The sequence below is a fragment of the Pseudobacteroides sp. genome (assembly GCF_036567765.1).
GTDB lineage: Bacteria > Bacillota > Clostridia > Acetivibrionales > DSM-2933 > Pseudobacteroides.
The window spans coordinates 35,754-61,627 of record NZ_DATCTU010000011.1; the positions used below are offsets into that span (position 1 = coordinate 35,754).

At 37.4% G+C, this 25,874-nt stretch carries 19 protein-coding genes; 2 read left to right on the forward strand and 17 right to left on the reverse strand.

All coding sequences use genetic code 11. The features are described from left to right. The first annotated feature begins 113 nt into the window (after nucleotides 1–113). The gene (locus VIO64_RS03225; RefSeq protein WP_331915093.1) at nucleotides 114–1,883 is read left to right on the forward strand and encodes an Rqc2 family fibronectin-binding protein; all 1,770 of its coding nucleotides are present in this window, start codon (nucleotides 114–116) and stop codon (nucleotides 1,881–1,883) included. A gap of 28 nt (nucleotides 1,884–1,911) precedes the next feature. Here the strand turns inward: VIO64_RS03225 and VIO64_RS03230 are convergent, their stop codons facing one another. From VIO64_RS03230 to VIO64_RS03310, 17 genes are all read right to left on the reverse strand, one after another. After that, complete coding sequence (locus VIO64_RS03230; protein ID WP_331915095.1) at nucleotides 1,912–3,006, reverse strand: type IV pilus twitching motility protein PilT; 1,095 nt, start codon at nucleotides 3,004–3,006, stop codon at nucleotides 1,912–1,914. Between the two features lie 152 nt (nucleotides 3,007–3,158). Beyond that, complete coding sequence (locus tag VIO64_RS03235; RefSeq protein WP_331915097.1) at nucleotides 3,159–7,193, reverse strand: DUF2062 domain-containing protein; 4,035 nt, start codon at nucleotides 7,191–7,193, stop codon at nucleotides 3,159–3,161. A 59-nt stretch (nucleotides 7,194–7,252) separates the two neighbouring features. Then, on the reverse strand, nucleotides 7,253–8,827 hold the full coding sequence (locus VIO64_RS03240) for an anti-sigma-I factor RsgI family protein (protein WP_331915099.1): 1,575 nt from the start codon (nucleotides 8,825–8,827) through the stop codon (nucleotides 7,253–7,255). Then, entirely contained in the window at nucleotides 8,824–9,567 is a 744-nt protein-coding gene (gene sigI / locus VIO64_RS03245) for an RNA polymerase sigma-I factor (RefSeq protein WP_331915101.1), read from the reverse strand. The genes VIO64_RS03240 and sigI overlap by 4 nt, the downstream gene beginning before the upstream one ends. Nucleotides 9,568–9,666: 99 nt before the next feature. Beyond that, the gene (locus VIO64_RS03250; protein ID WP_331915103.1) at nucleotides 9,667–10,302 is read right to left on the reverse strand and encodes a thiamine diphosphokinase; all 636 of its coding nucleotides are present in this window, start codon (nucleotides 10,300–10,302) and stop codon (nucleotides 9,667–9,669) included. Continuing rightward, complete coding sequence (rpe, locus tag VIO64_RS03255; RefSeq protein ID WP_331915105.1) at nucleotides 10,299–10,964, reverse strand: ribulose-phosphate 3-epimerase; 666 nt, start codon at nucleotides 10,962–10,964, stop codon at nucleotides 10,299–10,301. Before rpe ends, VIO64_RS03250 begins: the two co-directional genes overlap by 4 nt. Before the next feature lie 9 nt (nucleotides 10,965–10,973). Then, nucleotides 10,974–11,867: a ribosome small subunit-dependent GTPase A gene (gene rsgA, locus VIO64_RS03260; RefSeq protein WP_331915107.1), complete on the reverse strand. Its 894-nt coding sequence runs from the start codon at nucleotides 11,865–11,867 to the stop codon at nucleotides 10,974–10,976. A 5-nt stretch (nucleotides 11,868–11,872) separates the two neighbouring features. After that, nucleotides 11,873–13,882 (reverse strand): Stk1 family PASTA domain-containing Ser/Thr kinase, encoded by a 2,010-nt coding sequence (gene pknB / locus VIO64_RS03265; protein ID WP_331915109.1) that lies wholly within the window; start codon nucleotides 13,880–13,882, stop codon nucleotides 11,873–11,875. Nucleotides 13,883–13,934: 52 nt separating this feature from the next. Beyond that, nucleotides 13,935–14,669: a Stp1/IreP family PP2C-type Ser/Thr phosphatase gene (locus tag VIO64_RS03270; protein WP_331915111.1), complete on the reverse strand. Its 735-nt coding sequence runs from the start codon at nucleotides 14,667–14,669 to the stop codon at nucleotides 13,935–13,937. A 63-nt stretch (nucleotides 14,670–14,732) separates the two neighbouring features. Beyond that, complete coding sequence (gene rlmN / locus VIO64_RS03275; RefSeq protein ID WP_331915113.1) at nucleotides 14,733–15,767, reverse strand: 23S rRNA (adenine(2503)-C(2))-methyltransferase RlmN; 1,035 nt, start codon at nucleotides 15,765–15,767, stop codon at nucleotides 14,733–14,735. A gap of 1 nt (nucleotide 15,768) precedes the next feature. Then, nucleotides 15,769–17,118 (reverse strand): 16S rRNA (cytosine(967)-C(5))-methyltransferase RsmB, encoded by a 1,350-nt coding sequence (rsmB, locus tag VIO64_RS03280; protein WP_331915115.1) that lies wholly within the window; start codon nucleotides 17,116–17,118, stop codon nucleotides 15,769–15,771. A 65-nt stretch (nucleotides 17,119–17,183) separates the two neighbouring features. Beyond that, nucleotides 17,184–17,930, reverse strand: coding sequence for a DUF116 domain-containing protein (locus VIO64_RS03285; RefSeq protein WP_331915117.1), 747 nt, complete (start codon nucleotides 17,928–17,930; stop codon nucleotides 17,184–17,186). Continuing rightward, nucleotides 17,923–18,855 carry a methionyl-tRNA formyltransferase gene (gene fmt, locus VIO64_RS03290; protein WP_331915119.1) on the reverse strand — a complete coding sequence of 311 codons (933 nt, stop codon included), beginning with the start codon at nucleotides 18,853–18,855 and terminating at the stop codon, nucleotides 17,923–17,925. The genes VIO64_RS03285 and fmt overlap by 8 nt, the downstream gene beginning before the upstream one ends. Before the next feature lie 37 nt (nucleotides 18,856–18,892). Next, nucleotides 18,893–19,390 (reverse strand): peptide deformylase, encoded by a 498-nt coding sequence (gene def, locus VIO64_RS03295; protein WP_331915121.1) that lies wholly within the window; start codon nucleotides 19,388–19,390, stop codon nucleotides 18,893–18,895. Between the two features lie 76 nt (nucleotides 19,391–19,466). After that, entirely contained in the window at nucleotides 19,467–21,923 is a 2,457-nt protein-coding gene (gene priA, locus VIO64_RS03300; RefSeq protein ID WP_331915123.1) for a primosomal protein N', read from the reverse strand. Nucleotides 21,924–22,153: 230 nt separating this feature from the next. After that, the gene (locus VIO64_RS03305; RefSeq protein ID WP_331915125.1) at nucleotides 22,154–22,858 is read right to left on the reverse strand and encodes a single-stranded DNA-binding protein; all 705 of its coding nucleotides are present in this window, start codon (nucleotides 22,856–22,858) and stop codon (nucleotides 22,154–22,156) included. A gap of 315 nt (nucleotides 22,859–23,173) precedes the next feature. After that, nucleotides 23,174–23,872 carry a Mur ligase family protein gene (locus VIO64_RS03310; protein ID WP_331915127.1) on the reverse strand — a complete coding sequence of 233 codons (699 nt, stop codon included), beginning with the start codon at nucleotides 23,870–23,872 and terminating at the stop codon, nucleotides 23,174–23,176. 450 nt (nucleotides 23,873–24,322) lie between these two features. Between VIO64_RS03310 and VIO64_RS03315 the strand changes: the two genes are divergently transcribed. Continuing rightward, entirely contained in the window at nucleotides 24,323–25,615 is a 1,293-nt protein-coding gene (locus VIO64_RS03315) for a dGTP triphosphohydrolase (protein WP_331915129.1), read from the forward strand. Nucleotides 25,616–25,874 lie beyond the last annotated feature (259 nt).

Genomic DNA, 25,874 nt, shown 5'->3' on the forward strand with positions numbered 1-25,874 from the left:
GAATATATAGATACCATAATTTCCATATGCCTTTATTCCTTCATCAATAAATGCTATACTGTATTAAGGGTAAAGCTTAAAAAGTTTTATCTGCAAATTGGAGTCCAAAAGGAGTGTCAGCATTGCCATTTGACGGTATAGTAGTAAAGTCCATAGTTAAAGAACTATCAGAAACACTTATAGGAAGCAGAATTGAAAAAATATTTCAGCCGGAATCCGATGAAATAATTATAAATATACGAGCCAAGGGCCAGAACTATAAGCTTTTACTCAGTGCAAGCCCAAATTATCCCAGAATTCATTTCACAGATTCATCAAAAGAAAACCCCGCAACCCCACCGGTTTTCTGCATGCTTCTTAGAAAGCACTTATCCGGCGGAAAAGTAACAGGAGTAGAGTTTCATGATTTTGAAAGGATAATCAGCCTTTATATCGAATCATTAAATGAGCTTGGGGATTTGACAAAAAAACATCTCATAATCGAAATAATGGGAAGGCACAGCAATATTATTCTTACCAACGACGAGGGAAGAATACTTGATTCAATAAAGCATGTTGATAATGAGGTAAGCCGAATAAGAGAAGTTATGCCCGGAAGGCAGTATATTATGCCTCCAGCCCAAGACAAGCTGAACCCAGAGTTTATTGATCCTGCAAAATTTGTTGGGGATGGAGCAGCTGATTGCAAGACAAATACAGAAAAATTCCTCCTTAATAATATAAAAGGTTTTAGCCCTCTTATTTGCAGAGAAATAACTTATCTCTCGGGAGTTGATGACAGGGTTTCCCTTGAAGACCTGACCCAGGAAAAAATCGCAAATCTCGTAAGTGTATTGAAAAGCGTTTTTGAATCAATAATTACATCCAGCTTTAAGCCATGCATAGTTTTTGACTCTCAGGACATGGTTAAACCCATCGAATTTCATTGCCTTGACTTAAAGCAGTATGGCTATGTAAAGCACTATACCACCATGAATCAAGCTTTGGATGCTTTTTATAAAGAGAAGGACAGAAATGAAAGAGCCAAGCAGAAAAAATCGGATGTTTTAAAGGTGTTAAACAACAACCTTGACAGGTGCAATAAAAAGCTATCTCTTCAGCAGGAAAAAATGCGGGAGGTATCAGACAGGGATGACTTAAAGCTTTATGGTGAATTGTTAACTGCTAACATATACAGCATTCCCAAAAACGCCAAGTCTGTATGTCTTTTAAACTACTACAGCGAGAATAACGACACAATTGAAATTCAACTGGACCCGGATCTTACACCCCAGGAAAATGCACAGAAGTACTTTAAGCAGTATAATAAGGCTAAAAGTGCATACCTATCCACCAGCAAACAAATGGAAGAAAACGTTAAGGAAATAGAGTACCTGGAAGGCGTCCTTCAAATGCTGGACAACTGCAGCACACTGCAGGAAATAAACGAGGTGAGGCAGGAACTGGCAGAGGAGGGCTATCTATCAAAAAGAAACAAGAACAGCATAAATAAAAAGGACAAACCGTCAAGCCCTCATCATTTCAAATCCTCAGACGGCTTTGAAATACTTGTAGGGAAAAATAACCGACAGAATGACCTTTTAACCATGAAACAAGCTTCCAGCTGGGATGTTTGGCTTCATACCCGTAATATTCCCGGCTCCCATGTAATTATAAAGAGCAATAGGCAAAGTATTCCTGACAGGACACTGCTGGAAGCTGCAATTATCGCTGCATACCACAGCAAGGCAAAAAATTCATCAAATACTCCGGTTGATTATACTGCCGTAAAAAACGTGAAAAAGGCTCCTGGAGCAAAGCCTGGAATGGTTAACTATGATAATTTTAAAACGATTATTGTTGCCCCTGATGAAAGCTTGATTAATAAGCTCAAGGCAGATTAAAACTCTTTGAATTGATTGTATCAAATGCTTAAACGGAAGTCATGGATAGGCCCCTGTTTTTCAGTGCGTCAATAAATTTATACATGCCATCCTTGTCAACACAGAACTCAAGTGCATCTTCGACAGATATTCTGTCCTGTGCAAGCAAGTCTGTTATGGATTTATCGAGAAGCTGCATGCCCATTGCTCCGCCCATTTGTATGGAAGAGTTTAATGCTGTTGACTTTCCTTCCCTTATCTGATTGCTTATAGCCGGTGTGACGACCATGATTTCAAGGGCAGCTACCCTACCCTTGTTATTTTTTTCCGGTATAAGTCTTTGGGATATAACGGCCTTTAATGCAGTAGAAACCTGAACCCTTATCTGTTGCTGTTGGTGAGGCGGAAAAACATCTATCATTCTGTCAATGGTTTTTGCAGCTCCAAGGGTATGAAGTGTGGAAAGAACCAGATGGCCCGTCTCAGCAGCCGTAACAGCAATACTTATTGATTCTATGTCCCTCATCTCACCTATGAATATTACGTCAGGGTCTTCCCTTAGTGCTGCCCTGAGTGCATTATTATAGGTCTTGCTGTCATGTCCGATTTCTCTTTGATTTACTATACACTTGTCATGATTGAAAATATACTCAACCGGGTCCTCAAGGGTGAGTATATGACCATCCTTTGATGAATTGATCTCGTTTATTATGGATGCAACAGTGGTTGACTTTCCGCTTCCGGTGGGTCCTGTAACAAGTATCAGCCCTTCCTTTATTTCACTGATTTGCTTTACTACCGGCGGAAGGTTTAAAGAAGAGAATGAGGGTATGTTTGAAGCTAAAGCACGGAAAACCATGGCTATTGATCCCCTCTGAAAAAATGCGTTAACTCTGAATCTGGAGACATTAGGCACTGTCATTGAAAAATCAACTTCTCCTACAGATGTCAAATGCTCCATCTTTTCCTTATCCATGCAAGCTCGTGCGTACTGCATTGTATCATCAAAAGTCAGCTTATCTGTCTCAACCTGCTTCATGTGTCCGTTAATTCTGAAGCATGGTGCTCTTCCTGTTGTTATATGAATATCGGAAGCTCTGTTGTCAACTGCCATCTTTAATAATTGATTAAGCTCTATAATCATAGACATCTCCTTGATAGATTTTACTTATTCCTTTAGGGATTATGAAAAAAGAATATTGAAGATTTATGAATTGAGATATTTCTTAAATCAAATTATATATCGGCATTTTTCTTTATATTTTTTACACCTAAATTACACCTAAATTGAAATATTTATTGTGCCACATTTCCTAGTCTTTTTAGTTTATTCCAGCCTACCTTAACACCCATAAGTGCAGAAAGGATGGACTTATAAACAACATAGGTCATTAGCTGCCTGTAAACAATCCTCTGAATGAACAAAGATATGAGAGGTCTCTTTTTTTCTCCCTCAAGGTGAAAGGCATAGCATGTTATGAGTAAATCTATCAGGAAGAAGACTATATAGGTAATTACAGTTTCAATTCTATGGCCTCCTATAATTCCTAAGAAAAACAATACATCTGTCAATGGAGATAAAGATTGAAATACAACCTGGTAGAGCCATGTGTTAGGCAGTGCGATAAACCCAAGAGTTTTCTGCTTCTTGGAAAACAATGCATCCCTATGCTTCCACAGGCATTGAAGAGTTCCATAGGACCATCTTACCCTTTGCTTAAGCAAACTTTTCAAATCCTCAGGTGCCTCAGTATATGCCTTTGCCCCTTCTTCATAAACAATTTTATAGCCCTGCCTCAAAAATGTCAGTGTAATATCCGCATCCTCTGCCAATGTATCCTCTTTATAATACCCGGCACTTGCAACCAGCTCTTTTCTCCATGCACCAATTGCACCAGGAACAACCGTAATGCAGTTTAACGCATCAAACGCTCTTCTCTCAAGGTTCAGTCCTGTCACATATTCTACATGCTGCCAAGTAGTCCATATGTTACCTACATTTCCAACCTTAACATTACCTGATACGGCTGCAACATTTTTATCTATAAAGTGACGTACAAGAAGTGAAATAGCATCCTTCGATATAACAGTATCTGCATCCAACACCACTACAATTTCTCCGTCAGCCTCCATAAACCCTCTGTTAACGGCAGAGGACTTCCCTCCGTTTGCCTTGTTTATCAGCCTGACTTTCTCTACATCCCTGTAAGCCTTCTCTACCACATCTGCGGTATTATCCTTCGAGCCATCGTTTACAACTAATACTTCCAGGTTTTCATAGTCGCTCTGCAAAAGGGAGTCTACAGTTTTGCATATCACTTTTTCTTCATTATATGCAGCAACAACAATACTTACTATAGGATTAAAATTTCTTACATTGTCAAACTTTTTTCTTAAATAGTTTCTCCTCTGCATCGTTGCAAAGAAAATCAAAAATACAAACCTTATAAGTCCGATTGCTGTGGCCAGATAGAAAAACTTTGTCAGTACTTCAGGCAGGAACTTAAGGACCACATTAACAAATGAATATACCTTTCCAAGAGACAGATTAAATGCGTCAGCTGCCGGCATAACCTCTTTTTCATCCATTCCCATCAATTGCCCAACCGATACAAACTTCATCCCCTTATCCCTTAGCATTTCAATTACGTGTGGAAGTGCCCTAACTGTTTGGGTTCTATCTCCGCCGCTGTCATGCATTAATATTATATTGCCGCTGCCCAGCCCATCTTCTATATTTTGAATTATTCCGTCCGAATCACGTTCCTCCCAGTCCAGTGAGTCAATATAGTTCCCGATCATTCTATAACCAAGATCGTTAATGTTAACAAATGTATTTAATGCTTTTTCTTCAGAAACATCAACCCCACTGTCATAAGGAGGCCGAAACAGAATTGTACCATGACCTGTTGCATTCTCAATAATGCTATTGGTCATTTTAAGCTCTTTTTCAGTATTTTCAGAGCTTTCCATCATTGTATCTATGTGATTATATGTATGATTTCCAATTTCGTGTCCTTCTATATAAATTCTCGATATGAGATCGGGAAATTTTTCTCCGTTAGAGCCTACAATAAAGAATGTTGCTTTAACATTGTATTTCTTTAATATATCAAGAATCTGCGGTGTATATCTAGGATCAGGCCCATCGTCAAATGTCAGTGCAATGGATTTTTTATCCTTTGTAGATGTGCTTTTTACTTTGCTTTGCATTGGATATGAAATATAGTTTTCTTTTTCTATATAACCGTTGTCATCAAACTTAAAAACCCTTATTCCATTTGTTTTGGGAACATATCCTTCTACTATCTCCCCATCCCCTTCAAAAATAAACTCTTCAACAAGCTGGGGCCTCACAAATCTGTCGGTGTCTATAATTTTATTGCGAGCTGCATATAGCAAGTTCCATATGCTCATATCCTCGCTACCTAGCCTCCACAGCCCTATAGAATTTATACCGTTCTCTGCTGCAATTCTAAATTGGTTATAAAACACCGATGCATCATTGAAATAAATAATATGCTCCTTGTCTTTGGCTTTATACTCCAAAACCGGTGCTTTACTTCGTCCATCCCATGAAAAAGCTGCCTTACTGTCACTTGCTATTTGCATTATCTGATTAAAGGTAAGGCTCACTCCCTGTTCGCTTGATCCCTTTTTCCAGTCATATCCATACATGCCTATGCCCGCAATGAGTTTGTCCTTTTCCAATTTGTACTTTGAAAGGTTACTTTTAAACCACTCCATGGATGAAACAGGCCCAGGCCGTGTAGAGTTTGTATGCTCGTCATAAAGCATCATTACAATCTTATCAGCTGCTTTGGAGAGTCCAACATAGTCAAAGGATTTATTGTTTATCTGCACATCCACAATAAGCATTAGCCCTTCTTTTTTCAAAGCCTTTTTAAGCTTAACCACAAACTCTGTATAATTCTTTTTAAATTTTGAATCTATACATTCAAAATCCAGATTTAATCCCTCATACCTATTTTTAACAAGAATCCCGGTTAATTTCCTAATAAGCTGGTCCTGCTGCTTTTTATCTTTAAGCAAGCTATTTACATAAGCCCCATCCCATTTATCACCAATATAGTTGCTAAGGGAAGGAATAACAGATATATTGTGCTTTCTAGCTATGTTGTCAATCTCTTTTTGCGGTTTGTATTCCAATACATGCTTTTTGTTGATGGACAGCCAATCAGTTATTAAAACATTTATTTTATCAACATTCTTTTCAAAAGATATTCTGCTTTTTCCATCCCATGTTACATAAAAGGCGTAAACTTCTGTCTTACAGCCAAAAGCAGGGTTGGATATTTTCAATTGTTGTGTTTCCTCAGCTTCCAAAGCGTCAAGATCCACAGCATAATTGCCTGATTTGTTGTCTGCATCGGCATATGCTCTTAGGCTCAGTCCAAAAAGAACTACAACAGTCATTATCAGAATAAAAAAGGCAGCAGATATCCTTTTAACCATGATCCATCTGGTACCGCTAACATCATGGAATATGTAATTCCCCTCTTCAAACATGTTGTTGGAGGCAAATCCAAACAAGATGCGAACCCAGCTGTAACTGCTTATTATGACCAATACAAAAAGTATAGTTAACATATAGATGAGGTTTTGCTGAGAATAATCCATACTTAAAATATCATTCACAGACAAGCTTCCTGTAAGAACTTTTGATACACCGTAAGCGTTTTCACAGCTTCCAATAGTTAACATCGCATACTTAATGACTGAACCGCTTATTATGATTCCTGCAATATAGCCAAACAAATATGAAAGTATATTGAACCTGAATACAAGGAGTATGACTCCAAACAAAACCATAGAGTATTTTGATATTGGAAAGGCTCCGACAAAAATACCCGCTGATGCTGCCACCGAGAGCTTTAATATGCTTTTTTCCTTTTTTATTACCCGATTTACAAAAAAATCTATTACCAAATAAAACAGGCCGATCGAAGCAAATGATATTATAAAATTAAGTATTAAAAATAATGCTGTTTCATTCTTGCTGTATTGCTCTACTGCAAAGAAGCCATCTGTGAACAGTGCACTCACTAACCCATAAATTTTATCGGATGATGCAATATTCTCCCATACTTTAGAAAATACAGTAAAGACAAATGGTACTACAAGCGAAACTCCGAACCCCAAAACAACCGAAATGATATTAAGCCTCATTAGAAGAACAGCCAATGCCATTAAAATCCCTCTAAATCCGTAAAAAGGCAGCATTCCTATTGCAAGTCCAATGCACACGGAAACAGCTATTTTTTCTGTTGATTTGAAAGAAAACAAGGATGAAATAAACCTTCTAACCATAATCCCCACCTCTAAAAACAAAATAATCAAGTGATGTTGAAACCTTTTTCTTTATATATCTAATTCTTCCCGTTTTTATTTCCCTGCCCTTTGTCACTTTGACCAGTACTTCCTTTTTTAACCTGTCCGGGAGCTGTTTCACTTTTACCTGATTCATTTTTACCCGAACCGGAAGTTGGCACCGGGGTACTAATCACAGCTGACGGTGTATGGACAGGTGTATTGTGGTCATTTGCATGTGATGTGCTTGTATTACTCGCACCAGGTGTCGGAGTATGTGAAGCTGTTGATAAAGACGTTGCTTCTGGTGTCGGTGTTGTTGCAACAGGGTTAGGTGTATGTTTATTGTTGTTCTTTGCATTATTATCCTTATTGCCATTTCCATTCCCGTTGTTATTCCTGCTATTATCTTCTTCATCAATTGGGTGTGACTCCTTATTGTCTGAGGGTTTTAAACTGGTCGTCGGTGCAGGAGTATGAATATAGACTATAGAAGGCAATTTATTGTTATCATTTCCTTCATATATATTATCTGATTTCTTTTCATCATCCTTTTTAGAATCATCATTGCTTTTGTCATTTTCAAGCTTATTTTTGTCCTTCTGATCAGAAAGAGGCGTGATAGTTGGTGTCAGAGAAGGAGTAACAGTTACAATGCTGTTATTGCTACTTGCAAGACTCTCATGTGATTTTTTATCGCCTTGAGCTCCCTCTTTGTTTTGTTTACTTTTACCTGACTCTTTTTCTGCTGTAGCTAACTTGGATATTCCCGGTTTCCCGTTATTTTCTTTAATAAGCTCACTATCAATTGCTGCTTGCCTTTGCTCCTCTTCAAAGTAAGTGTAATCCTTGGTTGGAAGCAAATTGAATAGTTCTGATATTTTAAGGCTTTTTGCATCTTCCAAGGCTAGCTTAATTCCTTGATTATCAGCATTGGCATATATAGAATAACGGCCTAGAGACATATTATTTTGATGAGCCTCTTTAAGCTTAATTGGGGAAGTGTGAAATGCAACAAGCTGTAATTCCTTCTTTTCCTTCTTAATCCTGTCTTTTATTTTTTCAATTAAGCTTCCCATCTCTATATTTAATTTTTGATATTTATCCGATGATATTTTTTCGTCCACCATTAGTGCTCCTGCAACAAGTACAAGCTTTGTCTTGTCTTGAAAATACCCTAGTTCTGCTGACTTGTTGATAATGTCCATAACACCGTTTTCTGCTTTTTTACCTATAAAATCTATATTCTGGCATAGTTCTTCCCCATCTTTATTTAAGGTTTTCACTCCTATTATACTGCTATCCTTGTTTATTTTTAATTCGATGCTTGGGTTTATATCCACATCAATATAAGCAAATGTTTCATTAACTGCCTGCCTTGAAATGATTGCAAACAATGCTACTATAAATATAAAAACAGCTGCACTTCCAAATGCATAAACCAATTTGCTGTTCTCCCTTAAAAAACTAAACAGCTGCTTTTTATCGGTATTTATAACATCACTTTCCGAATATTCCACTAAAACCCCAGGAATCAGTTCTTTTTTGTTTCTGATTCTTATATAATTTCCCTCATTATTTATAAGAATCGCACCCTTCTCATCTATTTCCAAAACAATACCTTTTAATCTCATAATGATACTCCCCCTCCGAGATTAAGCAAAAATCCCTTAACTATCTCTAAATCACTTTTTAATACCAGACATGCTGCAATTATGTACTTCCGGTTTCTTTCAACAGTCCTCTCACTGACGTCTATATTGCTTAATATGTCCTTGACCGGAAGATTTTTCTTATCCATCAGTCTGGCTAACATATTTTTATCGGATGTGATAAACTTCGCAATCCTAATGCAACTTACCCGAGCATCCTTATGCTTTGGACCATGGCTTATCAGATCTTCAAACCTGATATCAAAATGGCCCAATTCCCTTTTGAATTGCTCGATTTCCGATCTTGTTTCAACCTGATCGAAATGTACAATCATGGAATCATTCTCAATGAAATTCATTCTTTGATCCTCATTTGACAAGTAATTTGTAATAGGTATAACATTTTTATGCTTAAGCTCTTTCTTAAGATAGTTTTTTACACGACGATCAATAACCAGCTCCGCAAAAGTCAAAAAGTGGGCATTTTTATTGACTTCATAGCATTCAATTGCTTCGTTGAAAGCAATAAGCCCTATGCTGTATTCTTCTGAATTATGTGTATCAATGTATTTTTTTGAAGCTTTTGAAACGCATTTTAAAATAAACGGCTTGTAATCCTCAATAAACAATTCTTTAAGCTGACTGTTGCCAAGCTTTATTTCTTTTATCGTTTCATTTAGCGAACCGGTTTTATTTTTCTTGCTTCTCTTTATACCAAACACTTATTACACCCCTTTAATATATGGTTTCCATGCTTTAGCATATTTTGTGACGGGGTTGATAAAATAATTTTGACTATATGGGATTTATTTTGAATTTTTCTAGTCGATGGACCTAATAACCAGAAGTAAGCCCTTATCTATTGATATTTCTGCAATATCTTCAATAAATTCGTTGCTAACTCCTCTAGATGAGCCAAGTTTTAGACTTTGGTTTTCCAAAGGATATAAAAGCCCCTTGGAAGTTATACCTTCTACACTTTCAGATAGGGAAAGAATGGTGAGCTTCATTTTGTTTTCATTCTTAAGAATTATGTGGTCTTTTACCAGCTGTATTTCATTTCGTTCATTTGCTATTATACAATTGATATTTTTATCTGCCATCTTTTTTAACAAAAAGATATTTGAAAGGGAATGATCAAAGCGAGTACCCAGGCATCCAAGTAAAACTACCGATCGGGCACCCCTTTCCAAAGCGTATTCCAATGCAAGCTCGGAATCGGTCATATCCTTTTGGGAAGGATACCTTAGAAAACTTATTCCTGCATCTTTGAAATAATCAAAATCCTCTTTAAAAATTGAATCAAAATCTCCCATCATTATATCAGGAAAAATGCCGAGCTTCCGAAGATGCTTCGCACCCCCGTCAACTCCTATAACTATTTGGCTGTCTTCAAAGTATCTTTTATGGTAATCATAATCCTCAATGCTTCCGCTACAGACTATGACAGCTTTCATTTTGCCTCCTTGTAAGAATCCTCTCGGAGAATCTTTATCATTTGTTCCATATCAGGTGCATTATATATGGATGATCCTGCAACTATAACATTTGCTCCGGCTTCAGTTACTTTGTATATGTTTTCCGGCCCTATTCCTCCGTCAACCTCTATATCTATAGTTAATCCTCTCTTTGTAATCAAACCTCTTAAGTCTCTGATCTTTTCCGTTACCGAATCTATGTATTGCTGCCCCCCAAAACCCGGGTTAACTGTCATCAAGAGAACCATATCCAATTCATCTAGAACCCATTGAATCGAGCATAAAGGAGTTGCCGGATTTAATACCGCTGCAGCCTTAACTCCTCTTTGTTTGATGCTTTGTATTGTACTATGGAGATGTTTACATGCTTCAACATGAACAGAAATTATACTGGCACCTGCATCGCAAAATTTGTCTATATACCTGTCAGGCTCTATCAGCATAAGGTGTACATCCAAAGGCAGCTTTGTATAAGGTTTGATAGCTTCTATAACCGCTGGGCCCACAGTGATGTTCGGAACAAAACATCCATCCATTACGTCTATATGTATAATGTCGGCACCCGACTTCTCCGCTCTTGCGACCTCCTCGCCAAGACTGGAAAAATCTGCCGACAAAATTGACGGTGCAATTTTAATCATTTTTCGCCCCTACTTTCTATATCTCTGGTCTTTTTGTTTCTTTAGCATGCAATAGAAATGGACGAATCTCTCATACCTTTCATTATCTATATCGCCATTAACTACCGCTTCCTTTACAACACAATCCGGCTCATTTATGTGGCTGCAACCATTGAATCTGCATCTTCCCAAATGATTTTCAAACTCCGGATAATGAAGCTCAAGGTCATTAAGCTCAACTCCTGCAAGCTCGAAAGAACTGAATCCCGGAGTATCTACCACAAGTCCTCCGTTTGGAAGATCAAAAAGCTCCGCATGCCTTGTAGTATGCCTTCCTCTTTCAATTTTGTCGCTGACCTCACCGGTCTCCATGAGTACAGATCCCGCTAATCGGTTTAGAATTGTTGACTTGCCGACTCCCGATTGGCCTGCAAAAACCGTTATTTTATCCTTTAGAATATCCATTAGCTCATCAAACCCTTCATGAGTCTTGGCACTTAAAAAGAACATCTTGTAGCCAGTATTTTCATATGCTTTTTTTACTTTTTCAACATCCTCTTCAGTACTTTTATCGATTTTATTAATCAAAATAACAGGTTTTATATCCTTGATACTTGCAGTAATAAGCATTTTATCCAATAATAAGAAATCTGGCTGCGGTGATTTGATTGCTACAACAACTACAAGCTGAGTAACATTTGCTACAGCTGGCCTGACAAGCTCCGAGGTCCGTGGCAAAATTTCCTCAATGAGCCCTGTATTCTTATCTGTATCAACTATTGAAAAAGAAACCTTGTCTCCAGGCAAGGGTATAATATCGTCTTTTCTGAAAATCCCTCTCGCCTTGCATTCAACTATGCCATAGGAGGGGGATTTTATATAATAAAATCCCCCTATCCCCTTCATTACAACACCTAAAGGCAACTTACCTACCTCCCGGAATAATCAACGTTCATATCTGAATTAGGCTTATTATCAACATATACTTTAATATTTGTACTTCCATTTTCAGGCACAGGCACTGTAACACTTAATGGAAAATCCTGTTTGTTTGCTGTACCATCCATTATTACAGTACTTTTTCCAGTATCACTAGGTGTCATTTCAATAAGAACCCTTACAGTATCACCAAATGTATCCGCATTGGCCAGAGGAATCTTCACAGGGATATCCTTAGTCTTTGCAGGCGTAGGAGTTTGTGTCCCATTTGGTGTAGCATTTTGGTTAGGAACCTCAGTGATTTTTACAGTATCAAGGGTTATATTAACAGCCGACATCTCAGTTACAGTAGTATTAGGGGCAGGATCCTGATTTACGATCCTGTCTATATGGTTTGCACTGTCCTCAGGCAATACTCTTCCAAGGGTAAGCTTATTCTGAGCAAGAGACCTTTGTGCCTCTACCCTTGTAAGTCCTATGAGGTTTGGTACGACTGTTTGGATTATCTCAGGCCCCTTGCTAAGGTATATTGTCACAGTTGAGCCTGGAGAAATTTCTTCATTAACACCGGGCTCAGTTCTAATAACCAATCCATTTGTTATTACATCGCTGTATTCGTCTTCCACTCTGGCTGTCAGGCTAATGTCTTCCAACATTTTCTGGGCTTCCCTTGAAGATTTCTTGCTTAGATCAGGTATCCTCACCATTTCCGGACCATTGCTGACAGAAAAGGTTACCGGATTATACGGGTCAGGCTTGATTTTGGTTCCTTCCTTTGGCTTTTGTGAGGTAATGGTATCCTTTTCGGCATCCTTGTCATTCTTCCTTTCAACGACAACGGTTATGCCTTCGCTTTCAAGTGCCTGTTTGATATCGTCAATATTTTTTCCGACATAGTTTTCCAGTACAAAATCTGATTTTGGTGCAGGCATTATTCCCGGAACAATAAACTTAAATGCTGTAAAAACAAGCAACCCAATTATTAGCATTGATGCCGCTAAAGCTAGTATCCATGTAATCCTGTCCTTCTTTTTATTTTTCATATCATCAATCGCTTCCTCTTGATTTTGTTTTACAGGAGCTTCTTTCACAGGGTTTTCAATGGGCTTATCTGACTGTACAATTTGAATCCTTCTTGTCGGTGAGCTATCTATATCTATTTTTGTCGAAGGCTCGCTGGAGGGATCTTTTAGGACCATTCTCAAATCGTCAAGCATCTCGGTGGCCGTGCTGTACCTGTTGCTCTGCTCCTTTTGTATAGCTTTCATTATTATGCTGTTTACACCTTTTGGAAGATCACTTTTTATGTTGATGGGCTCCTCCGGCATTTCCTGCAAATGCTTCAGTGCAACCGCAACCGGAGTTTCACCCTCAAAAGGAACCTTTCCGGTAACCATTTCATAAAGTGCTATTCCGAGAGAATATAAATCCGATTTTTCATCGGTAAACCCACCTCTGGCCTGCTCCGGTGAAAAATAATGCACAGACCCTATGGTACTTCCAACCATTGTTATAGTTGATGACGATACCGCTCTGGCAATACCAAAGTCTGTTACTTTAACAATTCCATCCTTTGTAATAAGTATGTTATGGGGTTTGATATCCCTATGTACTATACGCTTTTTATGTGCATGTTCAATCGCAGAGCATATCTGCACCTCTATATTGACAGCTTCCTTCCAATCCAACGCACCCTTTTCTTCAATGTAGTCTTTAAGAGTAACTCCCTCAATATACTCCATGACTATATAATGTATATTGCCATCCTGTCCCACATCATATATTGAAACTATATTTGGGTATGACAGGCTTGCCGCAGATTGTGCTTCGATTCTGAATCTTTTTACGAACTCCTGGTCATTTGTAAACTCCTGTCTTAATATCTTAACCGCAACAAATCTATTAAGCAAACTGCATTTTGCTTTATATACAAGGGCCATTCCGCCCCCACCTATTTTCTCAATCAATTCATACCTGTTTCCAAGAATTTGACCTTCCACAATCAATCCTCCTTATTCCTCACTCTATAACACTTTTATCTTGATTCTTTCCTTATTCTTTGAAAATTATAACAGTTATGTTATCCTCTCCACCCATTTCGTTGGAATCCCCTATTAACTTCTCGCAGGCAAGATCTAAATCATCATAATTATTTACTACTTCCAATATTCTCTCTTCATTTAACATATTGGTTAAACCGTCCGTGCACATCAAAACTACATCATTTTCTTGTATATCATATGTATAAGTATCAACTTCTAACACTTCTCCGCAACCTAAAGCTCTTGTAATGAGGTTTTTATTGGGATGCTTTTCCGCTTCCTCTTTAGTAAGTGTACCATTTCTGACTAATTCTTCAATATATGAGTGATCTATAGTAAGCTTTTCCATTTTATTATCTCGAATCAAGTATACTCTGCTGTCTCCAACATGTCCTATATACAGCCTTCTGTTTACAACTACTGCCGCTATAAGGGTGGTGCCCATACCGGAATCCGTTTCATTTTCAAGAGATTTTTTAAAGACATCTACATTAGCCTTTTCTATAACAGATTTGATGGCTTTTTCGACATCCTCTCCCTCTTTAAAGATATCAGGATTTTCAGATATATTTTTACTTATTGATTCTACAGCTGTCTTACTTGCAATCTCCCCGGAATTATGTCCGCCCATTCCGTCTGCAATTATAAAAGTAACAGGAATACCTGGAAGGCTCGCTAATATATTATAGCTGTCTTCATTAATTTCTCTGACTTTTCCTTTATCACATCTGACCCCGAATCTCACCAAACCACTCCTTAGTATGGACAATTTGTAAAAATAGACTGTAATCTTTGTTCCCCTATAAATTCAATCGTCTGTTATGCTTTTTCTCAGTTGCCCGCAAGCTGCATTAATGTCGCTTCCTAATTCTCGCCTTACAGTTGTTTCGATCCCATGCTTTTCGAGAACGTTTTTAAATTTTTGTATCTTATCCATCCTTGCTCTCTTAAACTCATTACCTTCAATCGAATTAACCGGTATTAGGTTCACATGGCATAACATCCCTCTTAGCCTATTTGAAAGCTCTTTTGCATTTTCAGGCGAATCATTGAGAGCCGATACCATTGCGTACTCAAATGTTATCCTTCTACCAGTTACCTCTGTATATATCTTACATGCTTCAATCAATTTGTCAATAGAATATGCTTTATTTACAGGCATTATTTTTTCTCTAATTTCACTATTGGGTGCATGCAGAGATATTGAAAGTGTAACAGGAAGGTTTTCATGAGCCAGATTGATGATTTGAGGCACAAGGCCGCAGGTAGATACGGATATATGTCTTAATCCAATATTGAGACCATCCTTATGGTTTACAAGCCTTAAAAACTTAATCAGATTGTCATAGTTATCAAGGGGTTCTCCAATACCCATAATAACCACATTACCTACCCTTACACCCTGGTCCCTTTCTATAGTGTGAATCTGGTCCACCATTTCACCGCCTGTAAGGTTTCTTCCAAAATCAATGCCTGTTGATGCACAAAATTTGCATCCCATTTTACACCCGGCCTGGGAAGAAATACATGCCGTATAACCATGCTTGTACTTCATCAAAACACTTTCAATTACATTTCCATCAGCATACTCCAAAACATATTTTATTGTACCGTCAATATTTGACACCAGCCTGTTACGAATTTTAAGCCTGTCAAATCTGAAGTTTTCTTTAAGCAATTGCCTTAAATCCTTTGAAATGTTTGTCATTTCATCTATAGACAAAACACCTTTTTGGGACCACTGAAAAATCTGTTTTGCCCTGTACTTAGGCTGTCCCATTGAAATAAGTGCTTCTTCCAGCTCTTCAATTGTTAAATCTATTAGGTTTTGCTTTTTCTCCATACTATCCTCTTTTTCTCATCTTTGCAATAAAAAATCCGTCTATCTTGTTTATATTAGGATATATTTCTATATATCCATTACCCGAGTATTCCCTTAAAACCTCAGGCAATAGCTCATTAAATCCGCAGAAATCAAATTCTTTATTATTAGTCAGGAATCTTTCTACCAGATCCCTGTTTTCTTCCTTTCCAATAGTACAGGTACTGTACACAATAAAGCCGCCCGGCTTTACATATTTAGATGCAGCACTTAATATTTTAAGCTGCAGTTCTGTTATCTCCTTTAAATCTGACATGGTTCTGGACCATTTTATATCAGGTTTTTTCCTGATTATTCCATAACCTGTGCACGGTGCATCAACCAGCACCCTGTCAGCCTTTTCCACCAAGCTTTCATCCACCATCAAAGCATCATAGACTTGTGCTTTAATAATGCTGATTCCAAGCCGCTCTGAAGCTTCATTTATAAGGCTGATTTTATGTTCATGAATGTCTCTTGCGATTATACTTCCTTTATTATTCATTAGCTGTGCCATATGCGTCGTCTTACCCCCAGGAGCACTGCAAACATCTATAACCAACTCACCCGGCTTTGGATCAAGTATTTTGGAAGGCAGCATGGAGCTTTCGTCCTGTACCTGAAAATGTCCAGCTTTATACACATCCAGCTTTAAAAAAGATCCTGGATTTTTCAAAACAAGGGCCTCATCCACCGCCCGGCCTTCCGATGCTTCTAAACCGCTCTCTCTAAAATTGGAAATCAGTTCTTCTTTGGTTGTCTTGAGTGTATTTACTCTTATGGTAAAATCAGGAACCTCATTGTTGCTTATCAGCAAACTCTCAGTAAACTCTACACCAAAGTTATTTATCCATTCGTTTACCAGCCAATCAGGATGGGAGTATTTAACAGACAAATAAAGAACAGGGTCTTTCTGTTTGTCGGGATAGGATATGCTATTCTTTTTTCTGGCAATATTCCTTAATATGCCATTAACGAACCCGCTTGATGCGGCATGTCCATACTTTTTAGACAGCTTGACGCTTTCATTGCAAGCTGCAGACTCGGGAATCCTGTCCATATAAAGTATCTGGTACACACCAAGTCTCAGTACATTCAGTATCCAGGGTGATATCTTCTTTAGCTTGGTACTGGAAAAATTACTTATTATGTAGTCAATGGTGAGCTTCCATTTTATTGTGCCATATACCAAATCTGTAACAAATGCTCTGTCCACATCTTTAAGCGTGTTACTTTCAAGCTGTTTGCTTAATGCTATATTAGAATACGCACCCTTTTCATTTATGTCGTAAATTGTCTTTAATGCAATTTCTCTTGGTAAATCAATAGCCATATAACTGTCTCACTTTTTTGTAAATTTGTAATATATTGTTGGCAATAAGGTTATGTAATATTACATCATAAAATTATGCTGTTTATCTTTTTCCTTAGGGTTTCAACTTGAACAAAGGTGTCTTTGCATGGGCCGTTAGGCCTTTCGTTTGTTACACCTATTACACACAAGTTTCTCACATCAAATATACCACTTATAAGGTCTCTTTCACAAGCAACCGCTATTACAACTTTAGGCCTCTCTTGTAAAATGATATTTCTTGCAGCTGTACCACCAGTCACTACCATTACCTTTATCCCCATATCATAAGCCATATTTTTTATGTCTCCGATTGTGCATAACCCGCAGTTTTTACAGTTTCCTATGTCAGCAGTTATTTTTATGGAGCATTCAAAATTCTGAAGACAATGGGGCAAAACCAGAAGCACCTCCTGGGGCTTAAACTTTGCACCTTCTGACTCCGTTAATATATTGTTGATATTTATATAAAATCTCCTAATTGCATCCTTATTATTCCTCAGAAGTTTTAACATCAGAGAAATAAGAGGAAATAGAATATTAAGGCTCTTTCTTGCAAAAACAGCCATAGAAGGCCTTATTCTTCCAGTCCTGTAGGTTGAAAAAATAATTGGAATTGACACAATCAATAAGGCAGTTACAGCTCCAAAACCAAGCATTACCAAAAGTATTATGAAATTATAATTGGAAATAGTAAAATTGCGGTAAATAAGAGCCATGCCCATAATTATAAGGCAAAATGCAGTTACAACCGCTATAGAAAAAAGTATAAATTTCTTTAAATATTTATCCAATTACTTCACCTTCATTTATTCTATGCCCGCACAGATATTCCTCAACAGTCATTCTTCTGGCTGACTCTAGCTGTATCTCGAGAACATTAATGATTCCTTCACCACACGCAACTATCAGACCACTCTTACCAACTTTTATTATTGTACCCGGTTTATGCCCTTCATTACTTCCTTCCACAGGCATGGTCTTCCAGACCTTAAGCTTGGCTCCTAAGTACTCCGAATAAGCTCCTGGCCAAGGATTTGTCCCCCTTACCAGATTGTGTATTTCCCACGCACTTTTAGTCCAGTCGATAAGCCCTGTCTCTTTTGTCATCATAGGTGCATATGTGGCTTCCTCTTCCGGCTGTTTTTCCCTTTTAAGGGCCCCAGCCTTAAGGCATTCAAGCGTTTGACCCAGCACCTGTGCACCTACTATGGACAGACAATCGTGAAGTTCTCCGGCTGTCATATGTGCAGGTATTTCTACCTCCTGCTTTAGAAGCATGTCTCCTGTATCCATTCCTATATCGGTAAACATTGTAGTAATACCTGTTACCTTCTCCCCATTTATGACAGACCACTGAATCGGTGCAGCTCCCCTGTATTTAGGAAGCAGTGAGCCGTGCACATTTATGCATCCCAATGGCGGAAGCTCAAGTATGTCCTGGGGCAGAATTCTGCCATATGCTACAGTCACAAATAAATCCGGATTTAACGCCTCTAATTGCCTATAAAATTCACCCGTCCTTATCTTTTCAGGCTGCAGCACAGTTATACCTTTTTCCTGTGCATATACCTTAACAGGCGGAGGTGTTAGTTTATTGCCCCTGCCCTTAGGTTTATCAGGCTGTGTAACAGCAGCAACTACATTGTAATTATTCTCAACCAGCATTTTGATGCTTGGAACTGCAAACTCGGGAGTTCCCATGAAGACTATTTTCAATATTCTCACTCCTATATTCTTGCAATAATTCTTCTCTCTAATCTATTTTTCTTGGATTCTGTCTTCTTTCATTATTCAAATCACTTTTATTTATGATTTTTTGTGCTCTGTCGGTAAACAACACACCGTTTAAATGATCTATTTCATGGCATAAGGCCCTTGCAAGAAGCCCTTCACCCTCAACTACAATATCCTGACCTTTCAGGTTTTTTGCCTCAACAGTTACCTTTGTGGGTCTTACTACCTCACCTACCACATCAGGAACACTTAAGCACCCTTCAATATCTGTTTCTCCGCCGCTTTCCATTACAATTTTAGGATTTATCAATTCAAGGAGTCCTTCGCCTACATCAATGACAACAATTCTCTTTAAGATTCCTACTTGTGGTGCCGCAAGGCCGACGCCATCAGCATCATACATAGTTTCTGCCATATCTTTTACAAGTTCTGCAATTCTATCGTCAATTTCATCTACTACTCTTGCCTTCTTCCTTAAAACTTCATCTCCATCTTCCCTAATAATTCTTATTGCCATATAAGATCTCCTCCAAAAGGTTTAATTACAAAATTAATTTGATTTCATTGTTTTATATAAATTTCACATTTTTAAATTATAACATATTAAACGGATTTATATCCATACTCATTTCTACACAGGATTTTTCAAATTTTTTGTAGTATATGTCTCTCAATTTGGTAAATCCATCAATAATTTTATCTATTTCATTGCACTTTATAATAATTCTCCATCTGTATTTATTTTTTATATATGCTAAAGGTGCCCTCATGGGACCATATATTTCAGGCTTACAGCCCACACTGTCCATTTGCCCAGTTATTGCATCCCCTGCCTCTTTTGCACTTGAGGATGCCGCTTTATCATCAGGTCCGCTTATAATAACAACACCTATGTTTGTAAACGGCGGATACCCCAGCTTCTCCCTAATCATTATTTCATGCTTGTAAAACCCTATATAATCATGCTTGCAGGCAGTCAATATACTAAAATCTTCTGTGTTGTACGACTGTATTATAACCCTTCCTAGAAGCTGACCACGTCCTGCACGGCCTGCTACCTGTGTAATTAGCTGAAAGGTCTTCTCGGATGCCCTGAAATCACCTAAATTCAGCATGCTGTCTGCCGCCAGGACTCCAACCAGTGTAACATTTGGAAAGTCATGTCCTTTAGCTATCATTTGGGTTCCTATCATTATATTTATGTTTTTTTCTTTGAAGTCGGTAAGTATTTTTTCGTGGGAGTCTTTAGCCGACGTTGTATCCATATCCATCCTTATAACGGAACTCTCATTAAAAACTTTTCTGGCTTCTTCCTCTATTTTCTGTGTACCTGTTCCAAAGTGCCTGATGTTTTTGCTGTTGCACTTAGGACATATTGCAGGGTTTTTCACTGTAAAGCCGCAGTAATGGCATATAAGCCTTTCATTATTGGCATGGTATGTCAGGTTAATGCTGCAATTTGGACATTTCATCGTAAAGCCGCAGCTCCTGCAAATAACAAATGAAGAATGTCCTCTCCTATTCAAAAATAGTATTGTCTGCTGGCCAAGTTCTATGTTCTTTTTAATTTCCTGTGAAAGCCTATTGCTGAACATAGACCTGTTGCCTTCATTTAGCTCGTTTCTCATATCAATTATTTCTACCTTGGGAAGAACTGCATTGTTGGGCCGCTCCAGCATTTTATAAAGGCCTATTTCTCCATTTACAGCCCTAAAATATGTCTCAACAGCGGGTGTAGCTGAACCGTAAAGCAATAATGCATTGCTCATAACACATCTTTGCCTCGCTATATCTCTTGCCTGGTACTTTGGCGTAGTTTCCGATTTGTAGGAACTCTCATGCTCTTCATCGAGTATTATTATACCCAAATTTTTTAGGGGAGCAAAAACCGCTGATCTGGCTCCAACAACCACCCTTTTTTTACCATCCCTAATAAGTCTCCACTGATCATACCTCTGCCCCGCAGAAAGCCTGCTGTGAAGAACTGCTACCTCGTCCCCGAACCTGCTTTTAAACCGCTCAACCATCTGTGGCGTAAGAGAAATCTCAGGAACAAGCACAATTGAACTCATTCCTCTATCAAAGCAAGCTTTAATCAGCTGTAAATAAACCTCCGTCTTTCCGCTTCCTGTGACGCCATGAAGCAACACCTCGTAAAATTCCCTTCTCTGGATTTTGTCTAAAGCATCCTTCAATACTAAAGCCTGCTCCTTAGTGGGCTGGAAGGCCTCTGTCCTTGCATAATATCTTCCTACATAAGGATCTCTACTTACTTCAATCTCTTTATAATATATATACCCATGTTTTTTTAATGTATTTATAGAACTCGATGTAGCACCTGAAAATTTTGTTATGTCCGCAATTGAAAGACACCCTGCCTCTTTCAATATTTCCAAAACCCTGATCTGCTGAATATTTTTTATCTTATTTCCGTTTATAGCTTCATCAATATCCTTGGGAGGTAATGCCAAGCAGGCTACCCTTATCTTCTTTTCCCTGGCTTTATTAATAAACTCTTCTTTTATTGCTATGAAACCTTCTTTTTCCATCTGACTAATGTATTTACTGAAGGTAGTCTTGTTAATATGGGCAGACAGTTCATCCAAGCCACATTCACCGCCGTTTTCAGCAATAAAGTCAATTATTTCCTGAATAGTTTGATTTTTATGCTCTATATTCTTTTCAAGAACAACTGCTTTCACGCTCTTTACTCCTACTCCAGGCGGGAGCATGCATTTTAAAGCATCATGGAAAGTACATACGTATCTTTTTCTCATCCATCTGCTCAAGTTAATGGACCACTCATCCAACCACTTTATATCATCCAATACCTTTTTAATATACTTTAGCTTATATGAGATATCCAGTTCCTCAGCATCCCGAACAGCCATAACAAAGCCTTCTGCGTTCCTATTGGAAGCCCCGAACGGAACAATTACTCTGCTTCCGGCAAACACCTCTCCCATAAGGCTATCAGGCACAAGATATGTATACTCTTTATCAAAATCTCTTGATGAATCACTTAATATAACAAAAGCAATACGGTTCATCAAAATTCCTCTTTTCATAAGTAAAATCGACTCTTATTATAATATCATAATTTCCTGAGCATGACCAAAATCCCAAAGGGATTTGCAACATAGATTGTTGTCGCTAAACATTAAAAAAATTACCCGCTAACTCAGGTAATTTTTTTAATACACTTAATTATTTTTCCCAAAATTGTTATTTGTCTTGACTAAATCAATAACAACTGGTTTTATTATGTACTACCAAATTATTAATCATTATAACCGTTCTCATCTTGTGTATCTGTATTATCATTTACTTCACCGCTGTCAGCAGATTCATCATCTTTATCCTTACAAACCTCCATTTTTGAAACAGAAATTTCATAAGCAACCTTAGTCAGTGCATCACCAGATTCCTGCTTCTTTTGGTAGCTTCTGCTTTGAATTCTTCCCCAAACCTTGATGTTGTCCCCAATTGTCAGACTTTCTGAAAACCTCGCATTTCTCCCCCAAGTTATGCAGGGGATATAATCGGATTTATTGTAGTGCCTATTTACAGCAAGCAAAATATCTGTAATTTCCCGTCCAAATGGTGTCATTCTGTAAATAGGTTTTTTACATATATACCCGTTCAAAAAAATCTGATTTGGATTCTTTATTCTCTTTTCATCTTCGAGAAATATGATTTCCCTGGCGAAAACAGTTAAAACCAATCTGTTTCCTTCGTTATTATAACTGTTATAGGATCGGAACTGTCCTTCGATTTCCACTACTTTGCCTATCTCCAATTTCTGTTTGGAAGTCAGCCGTTCAGAAACAGTAACAGGGATTCTGTCATAGCTTTCACTAAGCCTGGGAACGTCCAGCATAAAATAATAAAAACCCTCACCATACACTTCATGACTGAACTCTAAATTCGTAACAATCGTACCGGATATGGTCACCATGTTGTTCTCAATGATGTTTCCGACCATCCGTCGCCCACTCTCCTCTCTAATCCACCGTACATCTTTATATTTTATCTAGTGTATATCTATTCGCCAGGAGCAAAATTTAGAAGTATATTATTTTCCTTTAAGCTCTAAATAATATTTACATACTATAAAAGAAATTTCATTTTTAAAAGTACAATTAATTATTGTTGTTATAAAAGGTAATACCAGGTATATATTATATTATATATTTTACATCTTGAAAATCCCTGAAATTTCTTTTTTCTGCCGCACAAATATGCCTGAATTTCATAATTTATCTTTAAAATTAATTATGACTATAGAGTTGTAATTAGATTAATCTGCAGTGTTTTGTTGCTTGACAACATTATGATATGTCATATTGCTCTTTGGGTATGGACTTAAAATTGCTCCTGAAAAAACGGCAAATGCAGCAGCAGCCATAACAGAATATGGATCTATCGAGTTTAAATTAACGTCTATTTCAAACTCTTGAGGCTCAACAACATTGCCATCTTTTGTGACCAAGGTTCTTTGCAGGCAGCATATAAAATTTTCCCTGTATATACCTTCTCCAATACTTGAAGCTGTAACACTGGCTTTTGAGTTAAATCCATAGGTAAGAACCGAATAACGTTTTCCCTGCAGGAGGGAAATCCTTTCATGGTCATCCGCATTTAGAATAACAGTAGCCTTATCATCAGTTAATAAAAAAAGCTTTTCTATCAAGTTATTTTTATTGCCATTATCATCCTCATTTATTTCATCGGCTTTATTGACAAAAATTATTACATCAAAATTAAAACCTGAGAAAACTTCGTGTATTAAATCGTCCAATTTAATGCCGATCATTAGTATCTCAACGCCGTTTTTTTTTAATTCCCTTATATATTCAGGAACTTTTCTGTAGTCTAACCCAATCAGGTTTCCTGAAGCTATTATGCTGATTTTTTTTTCAGATTTATTTAATATCTTACTTATGAGGTTCATTGTGGTACTTTCAATTCCGCTTTCAATTATTCCTGTAATTATCACCGGTACAACCCCATTTCATATTATAAATGATGAGTAGACTAAAGCAATTAATCACCTTAATCTATGTACATTTTATAATGCACGTTTAATTGAAAATTATGCGGTTTCTATTATTTGTTTTTGTTGCAAGTACATGCTATACATTTTCAATTTACTTTGCTTTGTATCTTGATAATTTAAATGTTTACTTATACAAATAATTGAAACCTCCTGACAAATGAGGTAAAATTATAGTGCTTTTACTATTATAGATAGTAATCTCCATATTATAGTCATTTATCTGATTTTACTATATTAAAAGTGCTAATAATCTTAGGTGTTGTCGTTAGAAATTATGTTGTAGCATACGTCTCAATTTCCCAGATATTAACCAATGGTCCAACGGGATTTGCGACAGACAAATGTAAGGAATTTATCACTTTTAAACTAAATATTATGAGGGAGAAAAATATGCCTAAGAAAAATATAGATACCATAAATAAATTGAAAATGACTTATCTTAGTCCGCTGCAATATGAGCCACTTGGCTGGAGAGTATATGATGAAGATTCTCGTGACCGTACTGATGGAGATTTTCAGAGAGATTATACAAGAATCATGTATTCCTCTTCCTTTAGAAGATTGCAGGGGAAAATGCAGCTTTTAGGCATAAAAAATGATCAATTCTTCCGCAACCGCTTAACTCATAGCCTGGAGGTAGCACAAATTGCCCGTTCCATAGCTGCCCGCATAGGGTATTCAACTGTAGACACCTATGTAGTAGAAGCAGGTGCATTATCACATGATTTGGGAAACCCCCCCTTTGGTCATTATGGAGAAAGAGTACTTAATAAAGCCTGCAGTGATATCGGAGGCTTTGAAGGTAATGCACAAACTCTCAGAATATTAACAACAGTAGAAAAGAAACGACCGGATTTCAGAGGCTTAAACCTGACGTTCAGAACGTTATTAAGTGTTACAAAGTACTTTAATCGCTTTGACACTAGCATCCATGCAGGAGATGATAAGTTTAACAGGCAGAAATTCGTTTATGAAGATGATTATTATTTGTTAAAAAATTTTATAGATGAACACCAGGTTAAAATCAGAACCCTTGATGTTCAAATCGTTGATATAGCTGATGAAATAGCATATGCAGCCCATGACTTGGAGGATGGACTGCGACAAAAATTATTTACTATTGATGAAATACTGCATGATTATGAAGTTGAATATGGAAACAGCGAATCATTCAATATGTTTAAGGAAATAGTAAATAACTGCAGGACCAACGCTTCTAAAGGGCTGAAAAAAAGCGAGTCATCCGAGTATTCAAAATTGTTCCGTAAAGAGCTTGTTTCTTCAGTAATATATACATTAATGCATGATATTGACTTGGTTAAACCCTGCAGCCGAAAAAAATCAGTAACAAATACCACCTGGGATAAAGAAATAGGCTTTTCAACCTATGCCGAACTTTCCAGCGGCTTGAAAAAGCTTACTTTTCAATGCATTAACCATAATGATGAAGTGTATTTTTATGAACAAATGGGTGGAAAAATAATAAAGGATCTATTCAAATTGTACTTAGAGCACCCCATGTATTTACCTCCGGAATATAGAGCTAAAGATATTATGAACAGGTATGATATAAACCAGGACGAAAGCCACCTCCAAACCAGGTTAATTGCAGACTATATTGCAGGAATGATGGATTCATATGCTATATCAACTCACAAAAAGTTCTTTGAAAAATTTTATTAAAGGAGATAGGGTAACTAAATTAATACTCAATTCCACACTAAAGCATTTATATAATGTAAGCATAAATGCAAATCAATTTTGATGCGAATGGTTTGACCCTGTTCCAAGTAAGTAGACACTTAAAACATAGAGAAACCTTCTATTTTTGTACAAATGCTTGAATTTTCTGTGTTACGCAAATTTTTGAATTGGAATGGAGCGTAGCGTAATGGAGATTCAAAAATTTGCGGCCGCTGCTGTAAACATCTCAGGAGTCTTG